The 20,181-nt window shown below is 69.5% G+C and carries 16 protein-coding genes; 4 read left to right on the top strand and 12 right to left on the bottom strand.

The genetic code is table 11. The features are described from left to right. Nucleotides 1–91: 91 nt before the first annotated feature. A complete protein-coding gene (locus tag OV427_RS38325) occupies nucleotides 92–1,285 on the bottom strand; it encodes an aspartate kinase (protein WP_267861179.1) in 1,194 nt (397 codons plus the stop codon). A gap of 227 nt (nucleotides 1,286–1,512) precedes the next feature. On the opposite strand from OV427_RS38325, the gene OV427_RS38320 reads away from it, so the two are divergent. Genes OV427_RS38320 through OV427_RS38305 form a run of 4 tightly spaced genes read left to right on the top strand, consistent with a single transcriptional unit; the run spans nucleotide 1,513 to nucleotide 6,156 of the window. Continuing rightward, nucleotides 1,513–2,235 carry an ABC transporter ATP-binding protein gene (locus OV427_RS38320; protein ID WP_267863539.1) on the top strand — a complete coding sequence of 241 codons (723 nt, stop codon included), beginning with the start codon at nucleotides 1,513–1,515 and terminating at the stop codon, nucleotides 2,233–2,235. A 28-nt stretch (nucleotides 2,236–2,263) separates the two neighbouring features. Then, nucleotides 2,264–3,067 (top strand): ABC transporter permease, encoded by an 804-nt coding sequence (locus tag OV427_RS38315; protein WP_267861178.1) that lies wholly within the window; start codon nucleotides 2,264–2,266, stop codon nucleotides 3,065–3,067. Nucleotides 3,068–3,073: 6 nt separating this feature from the next. Then, the gene (locus OV427_RS38310; protein ID WP_267861177.1) at nucleotides 3,074–4,645 is read left to right on the top strand and encodes a GldG family protein; all 1,572 of its coding nucleotides are present in this window, start codon (nucleotides 3,074–3,076) and stop codon (nucleotides 4,643–4,645) included. Further along, entirely contained in the window at nucleotides 4,642–6,156 is a 1,515-nt protein-coding gene (locus OV427_RS38305; protein WP_267861176.1) for a DUF4340 domain-containing protein, read from the top strand. Before OV427_RS38310 ends, OV427_RS38305 begins: the two co-directional genes overlap by 4 nt. A 42-nt stretch (nucleotides 6,157–6,198) precedes the next feature. Here OV427_RS38305 and OV427_RS38300 read toward each other — a convergent pair whose 3' ends face one another. The 11 genes from OV427_RS38300 to OV427_RS38250 form a co-directional block, all read right to left on the bottom strand. Next, complete coding sequence (locus OV427_RS38300) at nucleotides 6,199–6,591, bottom strand: SET domain-containing protein (protein WP_267861175.1); 393 nt, start codon at nucleotides 6,589–6,591, stop codon at nucleotides 6,199–6,201. Between the two features lie 134 nt (nucleotides 6,592–6,725). Further along, on the bottom strand, nucleotides 6,726–8,027 hold the full coding sequence (locus OV427_RS38295) for a phthiocerol/phthiodiolone dimycocerosyl transferase family protein (protein WP_267861174.1): 1,302 nt from the start codon (nucleotides 8,025–8,027) through the stop codon (nucleotides 6,726–6,728). Nucleotides 8,028–8,140: 113 nt separating this feature from the next. Beyond that, a complete protein-coding gene (locus OV427_RS38290) occupies nucleotides 8,141–9,601 on the bottom strand; it encodes a DUF2252 domain-containing protein (RefSeq protein WP_267861173.1) in 1,461 nt (486 codons plus the stop codon). 110 nt (nucleotides 9,602–9,711) lie between these two features. Next, nucleotides 9,712–10,791 carry an amidohydrolase family protein gene (locus tag OV427_RS38285; protein WP_267861172.1) on the bottom strand — a complete coding sequence of 360 codons (1,080 nt, stop codon included), beginning with the start codon at nucleotides 10,789–10,791 and terminating at the stop codon, nucleotides 9,712–9,714. After that, complete coding sequence (locus OV427_RS38280) at nucleotides 10,788–11,624, bottom strand: alpha/beta fold hydrolase (protein WP_267861171.1); 837 nt, start codon at nucleotides 11,622–11,624, stop codon at nucleotides 10,788–10,790. Before OV427_RS38280 ends, OV427_RS38285 begins: the two co-directional genes overlap by 4 nt. Then, nucleotides 11,621–12,568: a VOC family protein gene (locus tag OV427_RS38275; protein WP_267861170.1), complete on the bottom strand. Its 948-nt coding sequence runs from the start codon at nucleotides 12,566–12,568 to the stop codon at nucleotides 11,621–11,623. Before OV427_RS38275 ends, OV427_RS38280 begins: the two co-directional genes overlap by 4 nt. Further along, nucleotides 12,561–14,237 carry a bifunctional 3-(3-hydroxy-phenyl)propionate/3-hydroxycinnamic acid hydroxylase gene (locus tag OV427_RS38270; RefSeq protein WP_267861169.1) on the bottom strand — a complete coding sequence of 559 codons (1,677 nt, stop codon included), beginning with the start codon at nucleotides 14,235–14,237 and terminating at the stop codon, nucleotides 12,561–12,563. Before OV427_RS38270 ends, OV427_RS38275 begins: the two co-directional genes overlap by 8 nt. Nucleotides 14,238–14,418: 181 nt before the next feature. Beyond that, nucleotides 14,419–15,006 (bottom strand): TetR/AcrR family transcriptional regulator, encoded by a 588-nt coding sequence (locus tag OV427_RS38265; protein WP_267861168.1) that lies wholly within the window; start codon nucleotides 15,004–15,006, stop codon nucleotides 14,419–14,421. 135 nt (nucleotides 15,007–15,141) lie between these two features. Next, a complete protein-coding gene (locus OV427_RS38260) occupies nucleotides 15,142–15,462 on the bottom strand; it encodes a hypothetical protein (protein ID WP_267861167.1) in 321 nt (106 codons plus the stop codon). Further along, entirely contained in the window at nucleotides 15,459–16,439 is a 981-nt protein-coding gene (locus OV427_RS38255) for an esterase/lipase family protein (RefSeq protein WP_267861166.1), read from the bottom strand. The genes OV427_RS38260 and OV427_RS38255 overlap by 4 nt, the downstream gene beginning before the upstream one ends. Nucleotides 16,440–16,580: 141 nt before the next feature. Then, nucleotides 16,581–20,174, bottom strand: a complete 3,594-nt coding sequence (locus tag OV427_RS38250; protein WP_267861165.1) for a M1 family aminopeptidase — start codon at nucleotides 20,172–20,174, stop codon at nucleotides 16,581–16,583. Nucleotides 20,175–20,181: the final 7 nt, after the last annotated feature.

The following is a 20,181-nucleotide window of genomic DNA, read 5'->3' as shown; positions in this document are numbered from 1 at the left end:
GGCACGAACCCCCCGGAGGGAAGCGGGGTGCCACGCCGGAGGCGCGTGGATCAACAATCCACCTCCGGCGTGCCCCTGTGTGGGAAGCCGCCTACCCGCCGAGGAGCTCCCGGTGCACCCGGGCCGTCAGCCCCTTCAGGTGCGCCTTGTCCACCAGCAACGTCAGCTGCAGCGGCGAGGTGTGGACGGCGTACACCCGCGCTCCCAATTCTTCCGCCGCCGCCAGCGCCCGCCGCAGCGGCACCCAGTCCGCGTTCAGCCCCACCCCGACGCAGGTGACGGTGCCCAGGTCCTCCCGCCAGGACACGGACTCGCCGAAGCGCGTGGCCAGGTCCTTGCGCAGCGCGTCCGTCCCGTGGATGTCCGCCAGCGGCACTGCGATGGCGGTGTGCTTCGCGCCGCCCGTGGGCCCGTCGAAGCCGAGCGTCCGGCCTCGCACGCCGCGCGCATCCAGGAACTCCAGCAGCTCCTCCAGCCGCACCTGTTCGCTGGCGGACAGCACCGCCATCTCCGGCTCGGCCGTGACGCCCTTCACCCGGTTGTCGGCGGGGACGGACAGCTCCTGCACCACCGTGCCCGTCCCCTGCCCGTGCGCCGTGCGCGCGAGGATGGCGATGCCGCGCGCCTTGGCCCACTCCACCGCCTGCGCGTTGAGCACCTTGGCGCCCGCGCTCGCCAGCTCCTGCATCTCGTCGTAGCTCAGCGACTCCAGCTTGCGTGCGTCCGGCACCACGCGCGGGTCCGCGCTGAAGACGCCATCCACGTCGGAGAAGATTTCACACGCCTCCGCGTCCAGCGCGGCCGCCAGCGCCACCGCCGTCGTGTCCGAGCCGCCACGCCCCAGCGTCGTCACTTCCTTCTTGTAGGACACGCCCTGGTAGCCCGCGACGATGACCACCTTGCCCCGCGCCAGCTCGTCGTGGATGCGGTAGGGCCGCACCTCCATGATGCGGGCCTGCGCGTGCGCGTCGTTGGTGATGATGCCGCTCTGACTGCCCGTGAAGCTGATGGCCGGCACCCCCATCTCCTGGAGGGCCATGGACAACAGCGCCATGGAGATGCGCTCTCCGCACGTCAGCAGCATGTCCAGCTCGCGCCGGGGCGGGTCCTCGGACACGCCCTTGGCCAGGGCCAGCAATTCGTCCGTGGTGTCGCCCATGGCGCTCACCACCACCACCACCTGGTAGCCCGAGTCGCGCTTGTCCCTCACGCGCCCGGCCACCTTGCGAATCTTCTCCACGTCGGCGACCGAGGAGCCGCCGTACTTCTGCACCACGATTGGCATAGACGCCTCACTACCCCTGTTCGGCGTGTCCGGAAAACCGCACCGGAGACCCCTGATGCAGGAGTCCGGCCAGCAGGGCAAGCCCGCTCCCAGAGTACGGGAACTCGCCTTGACGGGCGAAAGTCGGCTTTTATATTCGCGCGCCTTTTGCGAGACCGTCAGGCGAATCCGCTCAACGGCCCGCGGCCCTGGGTGGATCGCCTCTTCACGTGAGCCTTCCCATGCCGATGATCGAGGTGCAGCACCTCACCAAGCGCTACCGCGACCGGGTGGCGGTGGAGGACCTCACCTTCAGTGTCGAAGAGGGTGAGATTCTCGGCTTCCTCGGCCCCAACGGCGCCGGCAAGTCCACCACCATGAAGATTCTCACCGGCTTCCTGCCGCCGTCGGCGGGCACCGCCCGGGTGGGAGGCTTCGACGTCTTCGAGCAGCCCCTGGAGGTGAAGCGGCGCATCGGCTACCTGCCGGAGACGCCGCCGCTCTACCCGGAGATGACGGTGCGCGGGTACCTCAAGTTCGTGGCGTCCCTGAAGGGGCTGCCCGGGCGCGGCCTCAAGGTGGAGGTGGAGCGGGTGGCCGGCCTCACCGGCGTGATGCACGTCCTGGACCGCGTCATCCAGAACCTCTCCAAGGGATACAAGCAGCGCGTCGGAATCGCCCAGGCGCTGCTCGGCTCGCCGCCGGTGCTCATCCTCGACGAGCCCACCGAGGGACTGGACCCCGCGCAGCGCGCCGAGGTCCGTGCCCTCATCAAGGGGCTGGCCGGCAAGCACACCGTCATCCTCTCCACGCACATCCTCCCGGAGGTGACGATGACGTGCGAGAAGGCCCTCATCATCAACCAGGGGAAGATTGTCGCCTACGACGAGATTCGCAAGCTGGCCAGCCTCCACGGCCAGGCGGACAGCGCGTCGCTGGAAGAAGTCTTCATCAAGCTGACCGCCGCCTGAGCGGCGCCCGCCTTCAAGGAAATCACCCATGCGCACCGCCCTGGCGATTGCCCGCAAGGAGCTGTCCATCTACTTCACGACGCCGTGGGCCTACGCGGTCTTCACGGCGATGGTGGCGCTCTCTTCGTTCTTCTTCGTGGACCTGCTGCAGAAGTTCAAGCAGGTGCAGGACATGGCGCGGCTGATGAGCTGGGAGCAGATGCCCCCGGACTTCGGCGTCTACCGCAACCTCACCGACGGCGTGGTGGTGCAGTTGTGGGGCACCGTCCTCATCATCACCCTCTTCGTGGCGCCCTTCCTCTCCATGCGGCTGTTCGCCGAGGAGAAGCGCAATAAAACCTTCGAATTGCTGATGACGGCGCCGGTGCGGCCCATCGAAATCGTGGTGGGCAAGTACCTCGGCGGCCTGGGCGTCATCTCCGCCACGCTGGGGCTCACCATCGTCTTCCCGCTGCTGCTGTCCGCGTTCGGCAAGGCGGAGTCCGGCACCGCGCTGGAGTGGTCCACGGTGCTGCTGGGCTACGGCGGGCTGCTGGTGTGGGGCGCCACCTGCATGGCGGTGGGGCTGTTCATCTCCGCGCTGACGGAGAGCCAGATGCTGGCGGCCTTCCTCACCTTCACGGTGCTGCTGCCGTGGATGCTGCTGTCCGGCGTGGCCCAGTCGGTGGACGAGCCGCTGCGCTCGGTGCTGACGTACCTGTCCTTCGACGCGCAGCTCCAGAACATGCTCAAGGGGGTGATGGACGTGCAGTCGCTCGTGTTCTTCGCCTCGGTCATCGTCTTCTCTCTGCTGCTCACCCACCGCACGGTGGAAGCGCAGCGCTGGGCCTGAACCGCCATGAAAGCGACCCACGTCGGAAAGGTGATGGGGGCCTTCGGACTCCTGCTCCTGCTGTCGAGCCCCTTCACGCTGTTCGTCACCTCGGGCAGCCTCCTGGCCGCCGGCGTGAAGGCGGGCCTCGGGCTGTTGCTGCTTGGCGCGTACACCGCCACCAACTTCCAGCAGTTCGGCCAGTTCGCCTCGCGCAAGTCGAGCTTCTTCTTCGCCACCACGGTGCTCACCGCGCTGGTGGCGTTGGCCGGCCTGGTCGCGGTGAACTACATCGCCCACAAGAAGAACCAGACCTGGGATTTGACGAAGGAGAAGATCTACACGCTGGCGCCGCAGACGACGGCCACCCTGGCCGGACTGCCGGACAAGGTGCGGGCGCTCGGCTTCATCCCGCCCTCGCACCCGAACTACGGCCTGCTCGACGAGCTGTTCCAGCGCTACCACGCGCAGGCGCCGGAGAAGTTCGAGTACGCCTTCAAGGACCCGCGCCGCAGCCCGGACCTGGCCGCGAAGTACCAGCTCAAGGAGGGCCAGACGACGGTGGTGCTGGTGCGCGGCGAGGGTGCCAACGAGTCGCACACCACGCTCAACACCCTGTCCGAGCAGGAGCTGACCAACGCCCTCATCAAGCTGGCCGCAGTGGGGACGCAGAAGGTCTACCTCGTCACCGGCCACGGCGAGTGGCCGCTGGTGAAGGAGCAGGCGCCGTCCACGGACCCGGGCGCCAGCCTGTCCGAGCTGACGCGGCAACTCCGGCAGGAGGGCTACACCCCGGAGGCGCTCAACCTCTTGGGGAAGACGGAGGTGCCGAGGGACGCCGCGGTGCTCATCATCGCGGGGGCGCGCACGCCGTACGCGAAGCCGGAGATGGAAGCGCTCCAGAAGTACCTCGCCACCGGCGGGCGGCTGCTCTACTTCGCGGACGCGGGGCTGCAGGACGGCCTGGACGCGCTGCTGGCCGAGTACGGCGTGCAGGTGGATGACGGCGTCGCCGCGGACGCGCAGTACAACAGCGGCAACCCGTACGTGGTGCTGTCGGCCTTCTACAGCGAGCACGACATCGTCAAGCCGCTGAAGGCGCGCGGGCTGAACATCGAGTTCCCCACCCCGCGCAGCCTGTCCGCGCTGCGCTTCGGACTGGTCCCGGGCGTGAAGGTGGATCCGCTGGTGCTCACCTCTCAGTACGGCTGGGTGGAGACGAAGCCGGAGGAGAACGCCATGCCCTCCGACGGCGAGAAGACGGGCCAGCTCACGCTGGCGGTGGCCGCCACGCGCGACACGAAGGACGCGCAGGACAAGCGCTTCGACCAGGCGCGGCTGGTGGTGGTGGGTGACTCGGAGCTCCTCCTGGACCCGAACTGGGGGCACGAGCCCAACCGCAACCTGGTGATGAACGCACTGGGCTGGGCGTCCAACCAGATTCAGCGCATCACCATCCGCCCGCCGGACCGCGAAGTGTCCACGCTGGAGCTGGACGAGGCGTCGATGGACGGCATCCGATTCGTCTCCACGGACCTGCTGCCCCTGTCGCTCCTGGGCATGGGGCTGGCCATCTGGCTCTCGAGGCGCAACAAGTGAGGCAGACACAGAAGAACCTGGTGACGCTGCTCGCCCTCACCGCCGCCGCGGCGGGCCTGGGCCTCTACGCGTGGTACGGCGTGAAGGAGCCCGACGCGCGCGAGGCCGAGCGCAAGGAAGTGTCAGAGCAGCTCTTCGCCGCCCAAGAGGCCGGCGCGAAGGGAGAGGCCGGCGGGGCTTCCCCCGCGCCCGTCTTCACGAAGCTCACGGTGAAGGCGAGCAGCGGCACCACTGAGTTGGTGCGCGAGAAGGACGGCACGTGGCGAGTCACGTCCCCCGTGTCCGCCCGCGCGGAGATGGCGGCGGTGGAGGCGATGACGAGCACGCTGGCCTCGTCGAAGTTCACCGCCACCGTGGACGAGGCGCCCACCGACGCGGACCTGGAGAAGTACGGGCTGAAGACGCCCGTCTTCTCCGTGACGGCGACGGCGTCCATGGGCAGCCCGGCGCAGGAGCGCACCGTGACGCTGCACGGTGGCATCGAGAACACCTTCGACGGCTCCGTCTACGTGCGCCGCGAGGGAGACCCGAAGGTGTATGCCGCGCCGGGTGCGGTGCGCTGGTCGCTGGACAGGGACAGCTTCGCGCTGCGCTCGAAGGAGTTCCTCGGGCCGCTGGAGGAGCCCTCGCTCCAGAGCATCGAGGTGAAGGCGAAGGCGAACGCGTACCTGCTGGCGCGCGACACGGGCGGGACGGGGTGGCGGCTGGTGAAGCCGGTGGCGGAGCGCGCGGACGAGGTGAAGGTGGCGGACCTGCTGACGGCGCTGAAGGAGCAGCGGGCGCTGTCCTTCCCGGTGGACTCGGCGGAGGCGCGCCAGAAGCTGGGCCTGGAGGCGCCGGTGGTGGACGCGCGCTTCACGCCGGCCACGGGTGAGCCGGTGCGCCTGCGCCTGTCCCAGGTGACGGAGGGTGGGGAGACGAAGGTGTACGCGCTGCGCGAGCAGGGCCCGCAGGCGCTGCTGGGCGAGGTGCCGGAGAGCGCGCTGGCCGTGCTGGACATGGGCGTGCCGGAGTTGAAGGACAAGCGGGTGCTCGCCTTCCGCCGCGAGGACGTGAAGCGCCTGGTCTTCCACCCGGGCGGTGGCGCGGAGCCGATTGCAGTGGCGCGCGTGACGGGCGCGGACGGTGGCGCCGGGGTGTGGGAGGTGGAGTCTCCGAAGAAGGGCAAGGCGCAGCACTTCAAGGTGGCGTCGGTGCTGGGCTCGCTGGACACCTTCAAGGCGTCGGCCTTCAGCGAGGCGAAGCCGAAGAGCTGGGCCAAGTTCGGCATCTCCGACGCGTCGAGGGGCGCGGTGCTCCAGGGCGCGGACGGGAAGGAACTGGCGCGGCTGTGGCTGGGCAACGAGGTGAAGGACAAGCCCGGCACGGTGTATGCGCGAGGCTCCGGGCCGGACGTGCTGGAGGTGTCCGCGACGTGGGTGGAGTTGCCCACGAAGCCGGAGGACTTGCTGGAGGCCCCGCCCTCCCCCGCTGACGGCGGGCCCGACGCGACGGTCTCGCCTACGCCTTGAGCGTCACGCGAAGGGGCGCGTGAGGCCGCACGCGCCCGAAGCTCACATCCGCTCGGGCTCGATGATGCCGGCGAACGGCTCCCAGCTGTCCTCCATGGTGACGTAGTTGTCGGTCAGTTCCTCGCCCTGGGCGATGTCCCGGAGCGCCAGCGTGTACTGGCGGGTCGGGTCATTGCCACAGTTCGGCTGGGGCGAGTGGTTCATGAAGCGCGCGTGGTCACCGCACAGCACCAGCGTGCCCCGGTCGCTGTACGCGTAGCGGGACAGGAAGGTCTTCATCATCGGCGGCATCTGCTTCACGTCGTCCGGCGTGAAGCGCTGGTCCACCGGCGGGTCGAACCCCCAGATGACAGTGCCCCCGGCGATGGGAGCACCCGCGAACAGACCGACCCCATGGATGCCTGACTGTGCGATGTACGTCTTCACACGGAGCATGGGGCTGTGTGTCCTCGAGCCGCGGTGCTCCGATGCCCCCGCATCGTCCGGTCCGCGTCTCGATCCACAAGGTATTCACGCAGGCCCAGGGATGAAGGCCAATCCCGCCGCGCCCCGCCCCGGTGGGTGGTCGACTACCTTGCCAGCGAGTCCTTCAGGTAGCCGACAACGGAGTCCAACCAGGCGCGCGCTGCCTCGGGACGCAGCAGGGGCTGGGCAAAGCCCAGGTGGATGTATAGCTCCTCGCGATACGTGTACGCGTGCACGACCCACAGCGGCCCGTAGCCGCGGATGGCGGGGGTGAACTGCACCTCCCGGAGCGTCAGCGGACCGAAGGTGTCCGCCACCTGGAAGGTGCCCATGTTGGAGAAGGACAGCACCATGGCGGGCGGCTGCTCCTTCTCGAAGAAGCTCAGCCGCATCTTCGCCATGTGCGGAGTGGTGTAGTGCAGCTGGCTCTTCACCGCGTCCTCGATGTTGGCCTTCGTCGCGCGGGCCAGGTCCCAGAACGTGCCGCTGCGCGCGTCCACGCTGTTGACGAACATGCCCGTGCCAAAGGCGAAGGCCAGGTTCGACGGGTCGGCGAACTCAGACTTGATGGCGTTCCGGTAGCTGAGCGGTGAGAGCCACGCGAGATTCAGGGGCCCCTCGCCCGGCAGGCCCTTGCGGATGGTGAGCAGCATCGCCGCCGCGAGCGCAGCGGTGATGGAGCTGCGCTCCTCGCGCGCCCGCTCCACCAGGGGCGCGAGGACGTCCGCCGGCACCCGCAGGTGCTCGAAGCTGGACTGCTGCTGGCCGACGGGCGCGAAGTCGACAATCGGCATCGGCCGAGGCTTCTTCGTCATCATCGTCCGCAGCATGTACGCCATGAAGCGGGCCTTCTTCAGGCCCAGCGACAGCCCCTTGAGCGGCAGCAACTCCGTCGTCGGCGGCGAGACGGGACGCGGCGCCATCGGCGTGGGCTCCTTCCCCGTGGCCAGCTCGCCGCACAGCTCCATCAGCCGACCGTAGACGCGCATCATCGCCGCCGCGTCCATGATGCCGTGGTGCGACTTGATGACGAGGTCGTGCAGGTCCGTCCCCGCTCCGGCGGGAACGTAGCTGACCCGCATCAGCCCCTCGGAGGAGTCCAGGGACGCGTTGAGTTCCTCGCGAATCACCTCGCGCCACTGGTCGGCCCCGGTGCGGGGCACCTGTCGGGCGGGAAGGCGCAGGGCCGGGTCCACCTCGTAGTGCAGGCCACCCTCGGGGCCGGCGATGCGGGCCTGGAGCAGCGTGTGCTCCTGCTGGAGCAACCGCAGCGCGCGCTGGACGATGTCGAACGAGAGGGGCCCGCTCATCCGCAGGCAGAGCTGCATCTGCAGCGCGCCGCTCAGCCGACGGTTGTAGAACTCGAACTCCGCTTCGTTGGGGCTCAGCGCGCGGGCCACGGCCATGTTCGGGTCTCCAGGGGCGCTACGACGTGCGCCGGAATCCCGTCACAGGCGGAGCGAAAGAACAACCACCAGGTGGGGCGCGGAGGTCGCGACAACCTCCCGGGAGTGGTGAGTCAGTGCAACTTCCCCGTCTCCGGCGTGTCGATGAAGCGCCCGTAGTCCTCATCCACCTGGTCCGCGTAGGCGCAGGCGAAGTCGGCCACGGCTTCATCGAAACAGGTGCTGCTGCCCAGGTAGCCGGCGATGGCGGCGGCATCTCCCGTGCGCGCGTGGGCACGGGCCAGCGTGGCGCCGCAGGACTCCGCGTACTCGAGGAATACGTCCGGCTCCATCTTCTCCACGTCCAGCGAGCCCTTCATGTCGCGCAGCTGCCGGACGTAGAAGGTCCCCATCCCCTCTATCTCCGTCCACCCGAGGAACAGGTCCGAGAAGGCCTGCATCCGCTTCTGCCCCACCACCACGCGCTCGCCGTGGCTCCGGAAGCCGCTCGGGCCCAGGTGGGGCTCCAGCACGGAGGCCTGTGCCTCCTTCACCTGGAGCACCAGCGGGTCATTGCCGCCGTTGCCCTCGCACAGCACCACGTAGGCCTGGAGCCCCACGCTGCCCACGCCCACCACCTTGAAGCCCCACTCGCGCTGCTGGTACCGCAGGCAGAGGTCCCTCATGGCGCCGTCCAGCGAGGCCAGGTAGCCCAGCGCCAGTCGCTTCATCCGTCGGCGCAGCTCCGCCGCGGAGATGCCCATCTTCACCGAGGCGAGCGGGAAGAGCAGCGGAGGCTGGTACGCGAGGTGCCGCTGACCGTCGCGTTCCTCGGTGAGCTTCTCCACCGCGTGGGCGCTGGTGCGGCGCAGGGCCTTCTCCACGGCCTGCTGCGCGAGTCCATCCGGACTGGAGCAGTCGCGCATGAGCTGCTCCGCATCCACGCCCCGGGACCAGACCTCCAGCAGCCCCTGCGGGGCGAGCTCGCGCATCATCCGCCGGTAGGCCCTCACCGCGTGCCGGGCCGCCTTCTTCCCACCGCCGAGCCCGTTCTGCCTCGCCGCCACCACGCAGCTCGCCGCCAGTCGCTTCACGTCCCACTCGAAGGGGCCGGGCAGCGTCTCGTCGAAGTCATTGAGGTCGAAGATGAGGCGGCGCTCCGGCGTGCCGAAGAGGCCGAAGTTGGCCAGGTGCGCGTCTCCGCAGAGCTGACTGCGCAGGCCGCTCACCGGTGTGCGCGCCAGGTCTCTCGCCATGACGAAGGGCGTGCCCCGGAGGAAGGCGAAGCTCGACTCCGCCATGCGCTCGTGGCGCACGGGGACGAGCCACGGCAGCCGCGTCGCATCGGAGAGGCGGAGCTGCTCCAGCGGCTCCCGCCCCCGGAAGGGCTTCCACAGGGCATGGACACTCCGGGGACAGCGCTTGCGCAGGGCCCGGCCCGCGGCCATGCGCTCATCGACACTCCGGAAGTCACCCCGCGCCAGCACCGAGGGCTTCTTGCCTCGCGGTGTACGGCGAACCTTCTGCTGCCTCTCGGCGGATACCAGCGGAACCTTTGCAGCCCCCAGCTCGGTGGATGGGTCCTCCGAATCCATGGCGCTCGCTCCCCTTCGAGGAAGGTGGGGCTGGCGCAGCGGGACTGGAAGCACCCAACCTGGGGAGCGCTGCCTGCCTGCCCGCTCCCACCGCGTCGTCGGGTGGTGGACTAACGCTCCCGCAGCCGGCTGAGCACCCGGACCACGGGTTTGAGCATGGCGCGCTTCGCGCGGATGCCGAGTGTGACACGAGGCGCCTCGGGCGCAGCGGGGACGTTTTCACCCACCGCCGCGAGCCGGGGGAACAGTGCCAGCGCATGCCGGCGGGCGACCCCGTCGCGCATCGTGTCGTCCCATCCGGGCATCCTGCCCAGCTCATGCATCTGGGCCGCGGTGACGGGCTCGGGCGCGAAGGGGAAGTCACTGCCGAACAGGATGTGGGTCGGGTCGACGAGCCGCTCCAGCGCGGCCATCGCATAGGGCGACGGGGAGAGCGCCGTGTCGAAGTAGAACCGACGGATGGAGTCGAGGATGCCCGCGGGCGCGCGCTCACTCAGCTCGGGCATGAAGTTTGCGAGCGACAGCCGCCACGCGATGTAGGGCAGGAAGCCGCCAGCGTGCGCCAGAATCCAGCGGATGCGCGGGTACCTCTCGAGTGTCCCAGAGATGATGAGGTTCGTCGCCGCGCGGGTCGTGTCGCAGAGGAACTCGAGGAGGAAGCCGGGCAACTCCAACCCCAGCGTCTCGCTCGTCGCGTGCAGGTTCGGGTGCACGAAGACCGTGGCCGAGCGCCTGTCCAACTCCGCCATCAGCTCGTCGAGGTCCGGGTGCCCGAGGAACACGCCCCGGCTGCTTCCGAGGAGCACCACCCCATCCGCCCCGAGCGTGTCGAGCGCATGGACGGCCTCGGCCGCCGCCAGGCCGGCGCAGGGCATCGGAAGCACCGCGAACGAGCCGAACCGGCCGGGGTGGTCCGCGCCGAGCTCCGCCGCGTACTCGTTGCATGCGCGGGCGAGCCGAGCCGCTTCGGCGTCGTCGCCGAAGTGCACTCCCGGCGCCGAGATGGACACGAGCGCCGTGCGGATGCCGTGCAGGTCCATGAGGGACAACGAGCGCTCCGGCGTCCAGGCTGGCACAGCCGCCCCGGCGACCCTCCGCTGCCCGTGACGGGCGAGCGCCTCGACGTAGAACGGTGGCAACAGGTGGTGGTGGACGTCGATGCGCCCCGCCGGTACCTGCGCGGTGCTCATGCGGAAGCCGCCCGGCCTTCCAGGAGGAACGAGGCCAGCTCCCGGTCGAACACGTCGGACCGCTCGACCTGCACCCAGTGCCCGCACTGGCTGAGCGCGACGAGGCGGCACACCGGGATGTTCGAGACAAGCTTCGAGGCATGCTCGAACGGGCAGAAGCGGTCCACGGTCCCCCAGAGGACGAGCGTCGGGACGCGAATCTCCGAGAGGCGCGAGCTGAAGTCGGCGAGCCTCGGCCCCCGGAACGCCGCCTTGCTCTGCTTGAGCGCGGACCCCAGACGCTGGCGCACGAGCGCGTCCGTGACGAGCGATGAATCCCAGACCTGCTTCTGGATGACGTCGCGGATGCGCTCCTCGTTGGGCCCCCCGGGGGCGAGCATGGCCCAGAACATCGCGCGGATGCCGGGCATCATCGCGTACCGGACCCTGGACGCGAGCCCGCCCGGGGCCATGAGCACCAGCTTCTCCACCCGCTCCGGGTGGTCGAGCGTGTACTGCAGGGCCGTCCCTCCGCCGAGCGAGTTGCCGACGAGGACCATCTTCTCGAGTCCCAATCCGTCAGCGAGCCGCTCGAGGGTGTTGGCGTACACCTTGTACGAGTAGCGGATGTCCGGCTGGCTCGAGTCGCCGAAGCCCAGGAGGTCGACCGCGATGGCGCGGTAGCCGTGCTTCTCGAGCGCGCGCATGTTCGCGTCGAAGTTGCTGTACCCGGTCGCGCCCGGGCCGCCTCCATGGATGAAGACGACCGGAGAGCCCGTGCCGCGCTCGTGGTAGTGGACGCGCAGCCCATCCGCGCATTCGACGAAGGACCCCTGGGGCGCAACGGCGTTCATCTGTGTCCCTTCTTGAAGAGCCGGCCGAGGCCGACGCGGACCATCTCACCGACGGGCATGCTCCGGAGCGAATGCCCCCAGAGGCTGATGCCCTGGTATTCGCGCGGCGCCCACGTGTCCTCGTCGTCGACGGTGATGGCGCCCGAGCCCACCTCCACGTCGAACATCGAGGGGGAGCGCACGTAGAACGAGGTGACACGGTCGTTGGGATGCTTCCCCATCGTGCGCGAGATGATGAACCCGTGACGCCGCAAGCGCGCGAAGGCGTCCTGGACGTCGTCGGGCGAGGCCATCTGCAACATCATGTGGTGGATGCCGCGGGGGAGCGGATTGAACGGGAGCGAGGCCCGCACGAGCGCAAGGGAGTGGTGCCGCGGGTTGGTACGCAGGAAGCGCACCCGCATTGGCACGAGGCCCAGCTCCCGGTCGACGATGTGGTCGCTCAAGCGCGCCGACAGCAGCTCGGCGTAGTCCCGGGTGCTCGCCTCCAGGTCGTCCGTCAACAGCGCGACGTGGCCGAGCCCGCCGTCCTGGGCCACGAAGCCGTGAGGCACGAGCGGCAGCCGCACGGGAGCCTCCGCGTGCGCGCCCCACGCCAGCTCGAAGACGAGGCCGTTGCGCTCGCGGAGGCTGAAGAAGCCCTCCATGCCCCGCAGCTTCGCTTCCAGCGAGGTACCGCGCGTGACGGCGGCGCCCCGGTCGCGGAAGCCGGCAACCCTCGCCTCGGCATCGCGCTCCGACCCACACTCCCAACCCACGAGCGTCAGGTCATCGCGGGGGCCCTGGTGGATGAGGAGTCGGCAAGCGCGCTCGTCCAGCCGCCCGACGAGGTACGACTCCCGCCACGACACGTCGAGGCCCAGCCCATCCTCCAGGAAGACGTGCCAGTCATCGGGCGAGCGGGCCTCGATGCCGAGATAGGCGAGCGCGCAGTTGCTACGCATGCGAGGCCTCCAGTTCCGGTGTCAGGCCTCCGGTCGTCCGCCGGGGGGCCCGGAGGACTTCAGGGCAGTGGAGCTCGTACCCGCGTCCGTCCAGTCCGAGCACGACACGGTCAGGACGCAGGACGACGACGCGAGCGCCATGGTTGTCGAAGAACCGGGCGAGCCCGCCCTGCAGGTCGGCGAGCTCGTCGCCCGCCCCCGTGGACACCGCGCGGCGCACCGTGAGGAAGCGCGTGCCGAGGGCCGCCCACCCCGCGGTGGCGCCCGCGGGCAGCACCGCCCGGGGGTCGCACTCGTCGCCCAGGATGACGAAGCCCGGCGGCAGCACGTCGTCCAGCCTGCGAGGACGTCCGTCGCGGTCGGCAACCAGGGACTGGGGAAACAGGGTTCCCTCCGGGCCGCCGCGACGGCTCCGCAACACGGCCGCGCCGTGGCATGGCGGCTGGGGCTTGAAGTCGCCGCGCTTCAGCAGGGCATTCAGCCCTGGAGTGGCCATCACGGCCCGAAAGGCCGCATCCCGGAGCGTGCGCGCCCACCAGGGCCGCAGGGTGAAGACCTGGCCAATGCCGACGGCGAGCCGCTGCATCGCCTGCACGTGCGGCATGCGCTCCTCCTGGTAGGTATCCAGGAGCGCGTCAGGCGCCTGTCCCCGCAGGACGGCGGCGAGCTTCCACGCGAGGTTGCCCACGTCGCGCACGCCCGAGGACATCCCCTGCCCCGCCCATGGCGGCATCACGTGGGCCGCGTCACCGCACAGGAAGACGTTGCCCTGACGCCACCGCGCCGCGGTTCGTACGTGGTGCACGTAGACCACCGCGCGCTGTAGCTCGATGTGCTCTTCGGACACCCCGCGGGCGCGCAGCAACTCCCACGCCCGCTCGAGCGCCGAATCTCCCGAGCGCAGACCGTGCGCCGACGCGAGGGGGAATTCCCACCGGTGATGCCCCAGCGGCAGGGGCGTATCCACCGCGAGACACCGGGGGTCGCAGACGTAGCGGAAGTTCCTGTGCGCGGCCCAGGGCTTCTTGACCCTGGCGTCCACGACGAGCCAGGGGTCCTCCCAGGTGCGTCCACTGAAGGGGATGCCCAGGCGCTCGCGGGTGGGGCTCCTGCCGCCGTCGCAGGCCAGGACGTAGCGGGCGCGCACCCGCCGCGCCCCTCGGGACGGCGAGCAGGTCTCGAGCTCCACATACGAAGGCGTCACCTCCAACGAGGTGACTTCTTCGGCGAGCCGGACGGTGACGTCCTCGGGGAAGCGCCCGGCGCCGGCGCGCAGCACCCGGTCGACCGAGGGCTGGTGGAGGAACGCGAGCCGCGTGAAGCCGTTGGCGGTCTTCTCCGGCTCCAACCGGGCGAACACCCTGCCCGCCGCGTCGACGCCCTCCCCCGCCATGTCCGTGAGCATGTCTTCGAGGAGCGCGTCGACGAGTCCAATGGACTGCCAGATGCGCAGGACCTCGTCGTCCGTGGCAATCGCACGCTGGAGCGGGTAGGCGGCGGAGTCCCGCTCCAGGACAAGGGTGCGCACGCCCAGCTGTCCCAGGAGGTTCGCCGCGGTCTCCCCCGTCGGGCCATACCCGATGATGGCGACTTCGTACGGTGCGTCGACTCCGCCGCCCCCACCGTCTCCGGAGACGCGCACGAGCTCGGAGTGAGGGGCCTCTCGCATGGAGTTATTTATAGATTGATCAATAAATTATGTAAAGAGACGCGGCTCCCGTGCCGTGGCCCGACACGTCATGCAGTGGGGCTCCCGGTGCGCTGCCGCACGGCCAGGCAGACACTCCGGACGAGTGCCCGCTCCAACCCTGGGGAGCGCCGCCGCGTGCCCGGCCGGTGTTACGAGGCCGTCAGTCCGCCGCCGGCTTCTTCGACCGCCTGGCGCCTGCCTTCGGACTCAGCATCAATGCGAGCACCATGTCGGCATAGGCATTGGCGAACTCCGCACTGCATGGGTCGCCACCCGACAACTGTCGGACCTGCTCGGGGACCAGGAACGGATAGCTCGCAAGTCCCTGGATTGCATAGAGCAGCAGCCGCGGGTCGCCCTCTGGAATCAGGCCCTCGCGCATGGCCTGGGCCAGAAGCGGCCTCACATGCTCGGACAGCGGGCCGATGTGCTTCTCGAGCATGTAGTTGACGTGCCGCCCTCCACGGGCGCTCTCGATGACCCAGATGCGAGCGAGCTCCGGGCGCTCGGCCGTGAACAGGACGAAGCGCCGGAGCAGCGCTCGGACGTCGAGAGAGTCCTTCTCCGGGGCGAGGACGCGCTCCTGAAGCTGCTCGAACAGGGAATCCAGCACGAGCCGGAAGAGCTTTTCCTTGCTGCCGAAGTGATGGTGGACCAGCGGCTGGTTCGACCGGGCCCGCCTCGCGATACCCGCCGTCGTCGCCCCTTCGTATCCCTTCTCCGCGAACTCACGGATGGCGCCCTCCAACAGGGCCGGCCGACTCGTTCCGGGACGACCGCGTGGGCGCGGCGAAGGGGCTGCGGGCTTTCGCGGCATGGGCGCGGCTCATATCACGGAAGCCCCGCCCTCCTGATCCATGCCATCGGCCTACCGTCGCGCCCCTCAGTGCGAGGACGGAGGCAACGACGGCGGAGGCGGCACCTCGCGAATGCGAACGCGAGCCGAGCGCTTCTCCACCACGTCGAGCGCGACATCCACCGTCTTGCCGGCCACGCGGTTCACCAGGCGCACCATCGCGTACGAGGTGGACACGGCCAGGTCATGCAGCTCGTGGATGCGGCGGACGGGCGCATCCAGCGGCCGAATCCGGCGCAGCAACCGGAAGGGCACCGCAGCGGTGCGCCGGTGGACGCCCTCGATGGCCGTCGCGCCCTTGTCCACCACGTCCTGCACCAGGGACTTCAGCCCGCGCCAGCGCTTCATGGGGACGCCTCCTCGAACCAGGACTGGAGCTGCGCGTAGACGCGTGCGTCGTGCGCCAGCGCGACATGGTGCACGCCCGGGATGACGCGCACGTTCTCCGGCGTGACGAGGAGGTCGTGCTCCGCGTCCCCTGCCCTGCCCGCGGCGCTCGTCAGCGGGACGACGCCGTCTCCGAACAGCAGGCAGACGAAGTGCCGCTCTCTCGCGGCCAGCGCGCCTACGAGCAGGTGGTGTGAGATGCCCGGGAGCAGCGGGACGGACAGGGGCGCGCCCAGGTCCTTTACGCCGCCGCTGCGCAGGTCCGCCACATCCGCGATGAGCTGCGTGTACGCATTCGGAATGTTGCGCAGCACCCACGAGACGGCGCGGCCCACTCGCTCCACCGGACTGCCCAGATGCGGCACGCCGATATAGACGGCGCGACGGACCCGGGACAGCCACGCCTGGCCCGCCTCGGCGGCCACGTGGCACGCACTGCGCACCACGAGCCCGCCCATGCTGTAGCCCACCAGGACGAGCTCCTCGACGGGCACCGGGAACGCGGCGACGAGTTCCTCCAGCAGCCGCGCCAGGGACTCACCGTTGTCGGAGATGTGCAGACCCGTGTTGTAGCGGAGGTAGAGCGGCGTGAAGCCGTGGTCGCACTCCAGCTGCGCGCCGTACGTCGTCGCCGGATCCTCAGGGTAGGACCACACGGCCTCGGTGACGGCGAGCCCGTGGACCCAGAGCGCCAGCCGCCCCCGCGAGTGGGGATATGCGCGACGAAGCGATTCGCGGTCGAGCGCCAGCGGGTGCCCGTCGTGAAAGAGCTCCATCGGCGTGGCCAGCCCGTTGTCGCTCCGGTGCAGGTAGTCCCCCACCACACCGTTGAGGACGCCAATGGCGAACTCCACCCCGCCACCGCCCGCACGCGCTGGAGGAACCACCGGGGTTTCCGGCATGGAGGCCGGGACATCCATCGCGTCGAGTGGGGTCATGGCAGCCTCGTGGCTCGACCTTGACACACTGCAACATGAATCACCACTCAGCTTCCCGAGCGTCGTCCGCCTGCCCCTGCTACCAGATGGCGATGAAGCCCTGGTCCCGCTCGTCCGTGCCGTGCTCGACCGCGTTCGCCTTCACCGGGCCGGGCCTGTAGCAATGACGGGCTTCAGGAGGTTGTCCGAGCGCTCCAGCTCCACGCGCCGCAGGAACGGGTCCACGCCGACGTAGACGGGGCGTTCCTTCACGATGACGGACACCTCCGTCGAGGCACCGGTGAAGCGATGCTTCGCGGAGTAGAGCGCGGGCGCATCGCCGTCCGGGTGCTGGGCGAACACGCCGACGTCCAGCGCTTCATCCAGCTCCAGCGGGACGTCCTCGCCTCCACGGTGGGCCGTCTTCGCCGCGGCAATCCGCGCGGTGACTCGGTAGCGGCCATCCGCCAGCGGCTCGTACGTCGCGGACTCCACCTTGAGGTCATAGAGCACGACCTCCGTCATCCACTGGTCGATGAGCGGACGTTGGGCCTCGGACGCCTCGGCGCGCAGCACGGCCACCAGGTCCGTTGCCGTCGGCTGCGCGTTCGGCCAGGCGCGCTCACTCACGAGCCTTCGCAGTGCCCGGTTCACCGCTGCCTCGCCCAACAGGTCGCTCAGCGCGTTCATCACCACCGCGCCCTTTCCGTAATAGAGATACGACTGGTCCTTCACCCCGGTGAGCGGCGGCTCCTCGGCGTCCTCGGCGGCCCGGCCCCTCAAGTAGCGGTCCAGGTCGAAGGCCAGCACCCCGCGCACGTGCGGCTCGCCGTACGTGGCCTTCAGCACGAGTTGCTCGGAGTACTTCGCCAGCGACTCGGTGATGGTGGACGCCCCCGGGCCATTCGCCGGGTCCACCTGGTGCCCCCACCACTGGTGGGCCACCTCGTGCGCGATGCGGCGGGTGATGAGGTCCACGCCCTCCGCGCCGCGTAGGTCCGCCAGGAAGCCCCGATGCTCCGGATAGTAGATGGTGTTCGACAGCGCGAGCGCGCCGAAGCCCCAGTACGAGGGCACCTCCACGATGCGAAGCTGCGCGTGCGGATAGGGGCCGAACTGCTCGCCAAAGACGTCCAGCGAGCGCGTCGCCGCGGTCATCATCCGGGCCACGTTGGACGCATGCTCGGGGTGGTAATACACCTCCACGTCGACGCCCTGGTGCTTCACCTTCGCCACCGCGTAGCGAGCGGAAACGAAGGCGAACCAGTTCACCGTGGGGCGGTCCATGACGTAGTGGAAGTAGTGCCGGCCACCGTCCCGCCACTCCCTATGCAGCACACCCGGAGCCACCGCGAGCTGGTCCTCCGACGTCGACAGCGTCGTCTCCACGGTGGTCCACGCGCGTTGGCGGCCTCCCTCCTCCGAGAGCCCCAGGTCTCCCTCGTCGATGGCTTCGACCGCCGGTGTCTCGGGAAGGCCGCGCTTGCGTCGCTCGCGCGCGTCCTTGAGCTCGTAGCCCTTCCGGTAGCCGATGGTGGGAAACGCCTCCACGTTGGCGATGAACGAGCCGTTCTCGACGATGGAGGCCTCGGGGTCCGAGACATCGAGGCCCTGTCGCACCACATCGACGTCGAAGACCAGTTCGACGCGCGCACCGGGCGGCATGGGGCGCTCCAGCCGGAACTCATACATCCCGAAGCGGGCGTCGTGGGAGTGCAGCCGCGCGCCCGCCAGCTTCAGCGCGGACAGGCTCACGTCGCGCTGCACGGAGACCCAGATTGTCTGGATGGACTCCGAGGTCCGGTTCTCCAACTGGTACGTGCCGGCCGCCTGGTAGCGCGCGTCCTTTGGGAAGAGGTCGACGTGCGACTTCACCGCGACGATGCTCGGCTGTGCCAGCATCTCGTAGCGCTGGTAGGCCTTCTCGTAGTCCGCCTTCCAGTCGGCGCGCTGCGAGCGCGTCTCGTAGCGGTTCAGCACATTCGTGCCGTGGAAGATGAAGCCCCCCGCCACGATGAACACGCCCAGGCAGGCCGCCGCGCCCACCCTGCCGCTCCGCCCCCACACGCGAGGCAGCGCCGCGCAACGCGCCCACAGCGGAGGACTGACTCCACGCCGCCACAGGCCACACGTGACGAGCCCCAGCAGGCCCGCGAACGCGCCCCAATACACCATGAACGCGGAGAAGGACGCGGCGGCCGCGCCGAAGCCGTTCATGTCCGAGTACCGCACCGGAGGCCCACCCGCGTAGCGCAGCAGGCCGTGCTCCAGTCCCACCACTCCACCCTGGCGGAGGACCAGTGCCAGGAGCAGGGCCAGGAACATGCCCACGTACCGGTTCGGGCTCAGCGTCTGGAGCCACAGCACCGCCACCGCGAACAACAGCAGCGGCAGCCCCGTGAAGTACAGGAGCGACAGGTAAAGCCCCGGCTCCAGGTGGACATAGCCGCGCGAGAGCTGGAACAGCACCGCGATGCCCACCGCCGAGGCGGCCAGCACGACAACCAGCACCGCCAGCACCGCCAGCTTGGACAGGTAGAGCACGGCGCTGGACACCGGCGTCGAATCGAGCAACTCGCTCATGCGGACGACGCGCTCGCGCCAGACCAACTCCGCGCCGAAGTAGACCAGCGTGAGGGTGCCGATGAGGGACAACGTCTGCTGGAGGTTCGGGAGCAGCACCGCCGTCGTGGGCAGCAGGTGCGTGCCGTACTCCGTGCGGGTGGAGCCCGCGACGACCTCCATGCCCACCACGACGACCCACAGCGCGAGCAGTGACAGGAAGGCCCCGCTCTTCAACACGTACCGCGACTCCAGCCGAACCGCGGACCTCAGCGCGGCCCAGGCAAGGGCACCGTTACCACCCCGGCTCGCCACCGGCCGGTACGCGGCCCCTGGAGGCGCCTCTTCAGTCGTCGCTCCCCTGCCCGTCTTCGACCCGGCCGACACGCGGAAGGCAAAGCGCTGGTAGACGAACCCCAACACGCACGCCGAGACGCCCAGCCACAGCAGGCGGTTCAGCAGGAAGGGGCCCTCCAGTGAGAGCAGGCGGGTGTTCCGCTCATGCTCGGTCCAGTACCGCGTCTGCGTGAAGAAGGCGGACAGGCCGAATGGGTCCAGCAGCGCTGCGCGCGCCATGGCCTCGGGCGTCTGCGGCGCGGCCCCCGCCATCAGCGGTGAGTCCCCCAGCATGGAGCCCACGAAGTAGAGCGCGTAGAGGAAGACGGCCCCGATGTAGCTGGCCAGCGCGCTGCGCGTCAGCGCGGAGATGGCGAACAGCAGTGACGCCGCGAAGACCAGATTGGGCAGCACCATCACCGCGAGCGCCCACACGTAGCGAAGCACCTCCGTGTCCCCGAGCCGCTCCGCGTCCACGGCCAGCACCCGAGGCGCCAGCATCAGCCCCAGCGCGGCCACCGTGAACACCGCGAGCGCCGCCAGCAGCGCTCCGGCGAACCGCGCGGACAGGTACGTGAGCTTGTGGATGGACGTCGCATAGACGAGCTCCTCCATCTTGTGCTCGCTGTCACGCAGCGCCGCATTCGCGCAGAAGAAGCTGAGCACGAAGATGGAGAACAGCGACAAGAGCCCCATCGACTGCATGACGGAGTGTGGCGAGTTCACGTGGACGTTGTCCGGGCCGTAGCCCGTGCCGACGAACACGAAGGCCATTCCCACGAAGGCCGCGACGGCCACGAAGAAGGCAAGCTGGCGCGTCTGGTAGCGCCACTCGAAGCGAAGCACCTCGCCGAGCATGTCGTCC

Origin of the sequence: Pyxidicoccus sp. MSG2 (assembly GCF_026626705.1) — a bacterium.
Lineage (GTDB): Bacteria > Myxococcota > Myxococcia > Myxococcales > Myxococcaceae > Myxococcus.
Note: the sequence above shows the minus strand (reverse complement) of the source record. Positions and strands in the feature narration are given on the sequence as shown.

Coding starts and splice junctions, on each gene's coding strand:
- OV427_RS38280 (WP_267861171.1), bottom strand. CDS start 11,624: ATGAACGCCGTTGCGCCCCAGGGGTCCTTCGTCGAATGCGCGGATGGG.
- OV427_RS38300 (WP_267861175.1), bottom strand. CDS start 6,591: ATGCTCCGTGTGAAGACGTACATCGCACAGTCAGGCATCCATGGGGTC.
- OV427_RS38250 (WP_267861165.1), bottom strand. CDS start 20,174: ATGCTCGGCGAGGTGCTTCGCTTCGAGTGGCGCTACCAGACGCGCCAG.
- OV427_RS38295 (WP_267861174.1), bottom strand. CDS start 8,027: ATGGCCGTGGCCCGCGCGCTGAGCCCCAACGAAGCGGAGTTCGAGTTC.
- OV427_RS38270 (WP_267861169.1), bottom strand. CDS start 14,237: ATGCGAGAGGCCCCTCACTCCGAGCTCGTGCGCGTCTCCGGAGACGGT.
- OV427_RS38285 (WP_267861172.1), bottom strand. CDS start 10,791: ATGAGCACCGCGCAGGTACCGGCGGGGCGCATCGACGTCCACCACCAC.
- OV427_RS38320 (WP_267863539.1), top strand. CDS start 1,513: ATGATCGAGGTGCAGCACCTCACCAAGCGCTACCGCGACCGGGTGGCG.
- OV427_RS38310 (WP_267861177.1), top strand. CDS start 3,074: ATGAAAGCGACCCACGTCGGAAAGGTGATGGGGGCCTTCGGACTCCTG.
- OV427_RS38325 (WP_267861179.1), bottom strand. CDS start 1,285: ATGCCAATCGTGGTGCAGAAGTACGGCGGCTCCTCGGTCGCCGACGTG.
- OV427_RS38290 (WP_267861173.1), bottom strand. CDS start 9,601: ATGGATTCGGAGGACCCATCCACCGAGCTGGGGGCTGCAAAGGTTCCG.
- OV427_RS38275 (WP_267861170.1), bottom strand. CDS start 12,568: ATGCGTAGCAACTGCGCGCTCGCCTATCTCGGCATCGAGGCCCGCTCG.
- OV427_RS38260 (WP_267861167.1), bottom strand. CDS start 15,462: ATGAAGCGCTGGCGCGGGCTGAAGTCCCTGGTGCAGGACGTGGTGGAC.
- OV427_RS38315 (WP_267861178.1), top strand. CDS start 2,264: ATGCGCACCGCCCTGGCGATTGCCCGCAAGGAGCTGTCCATCTACTTC.
- OV427_RS38255 (WP_267861166.1), bottom strand. CDS start 16,439: ATGACCCCACTCGACGCGATGGATGTCCCGGCCTCCATGCCGGAAACC.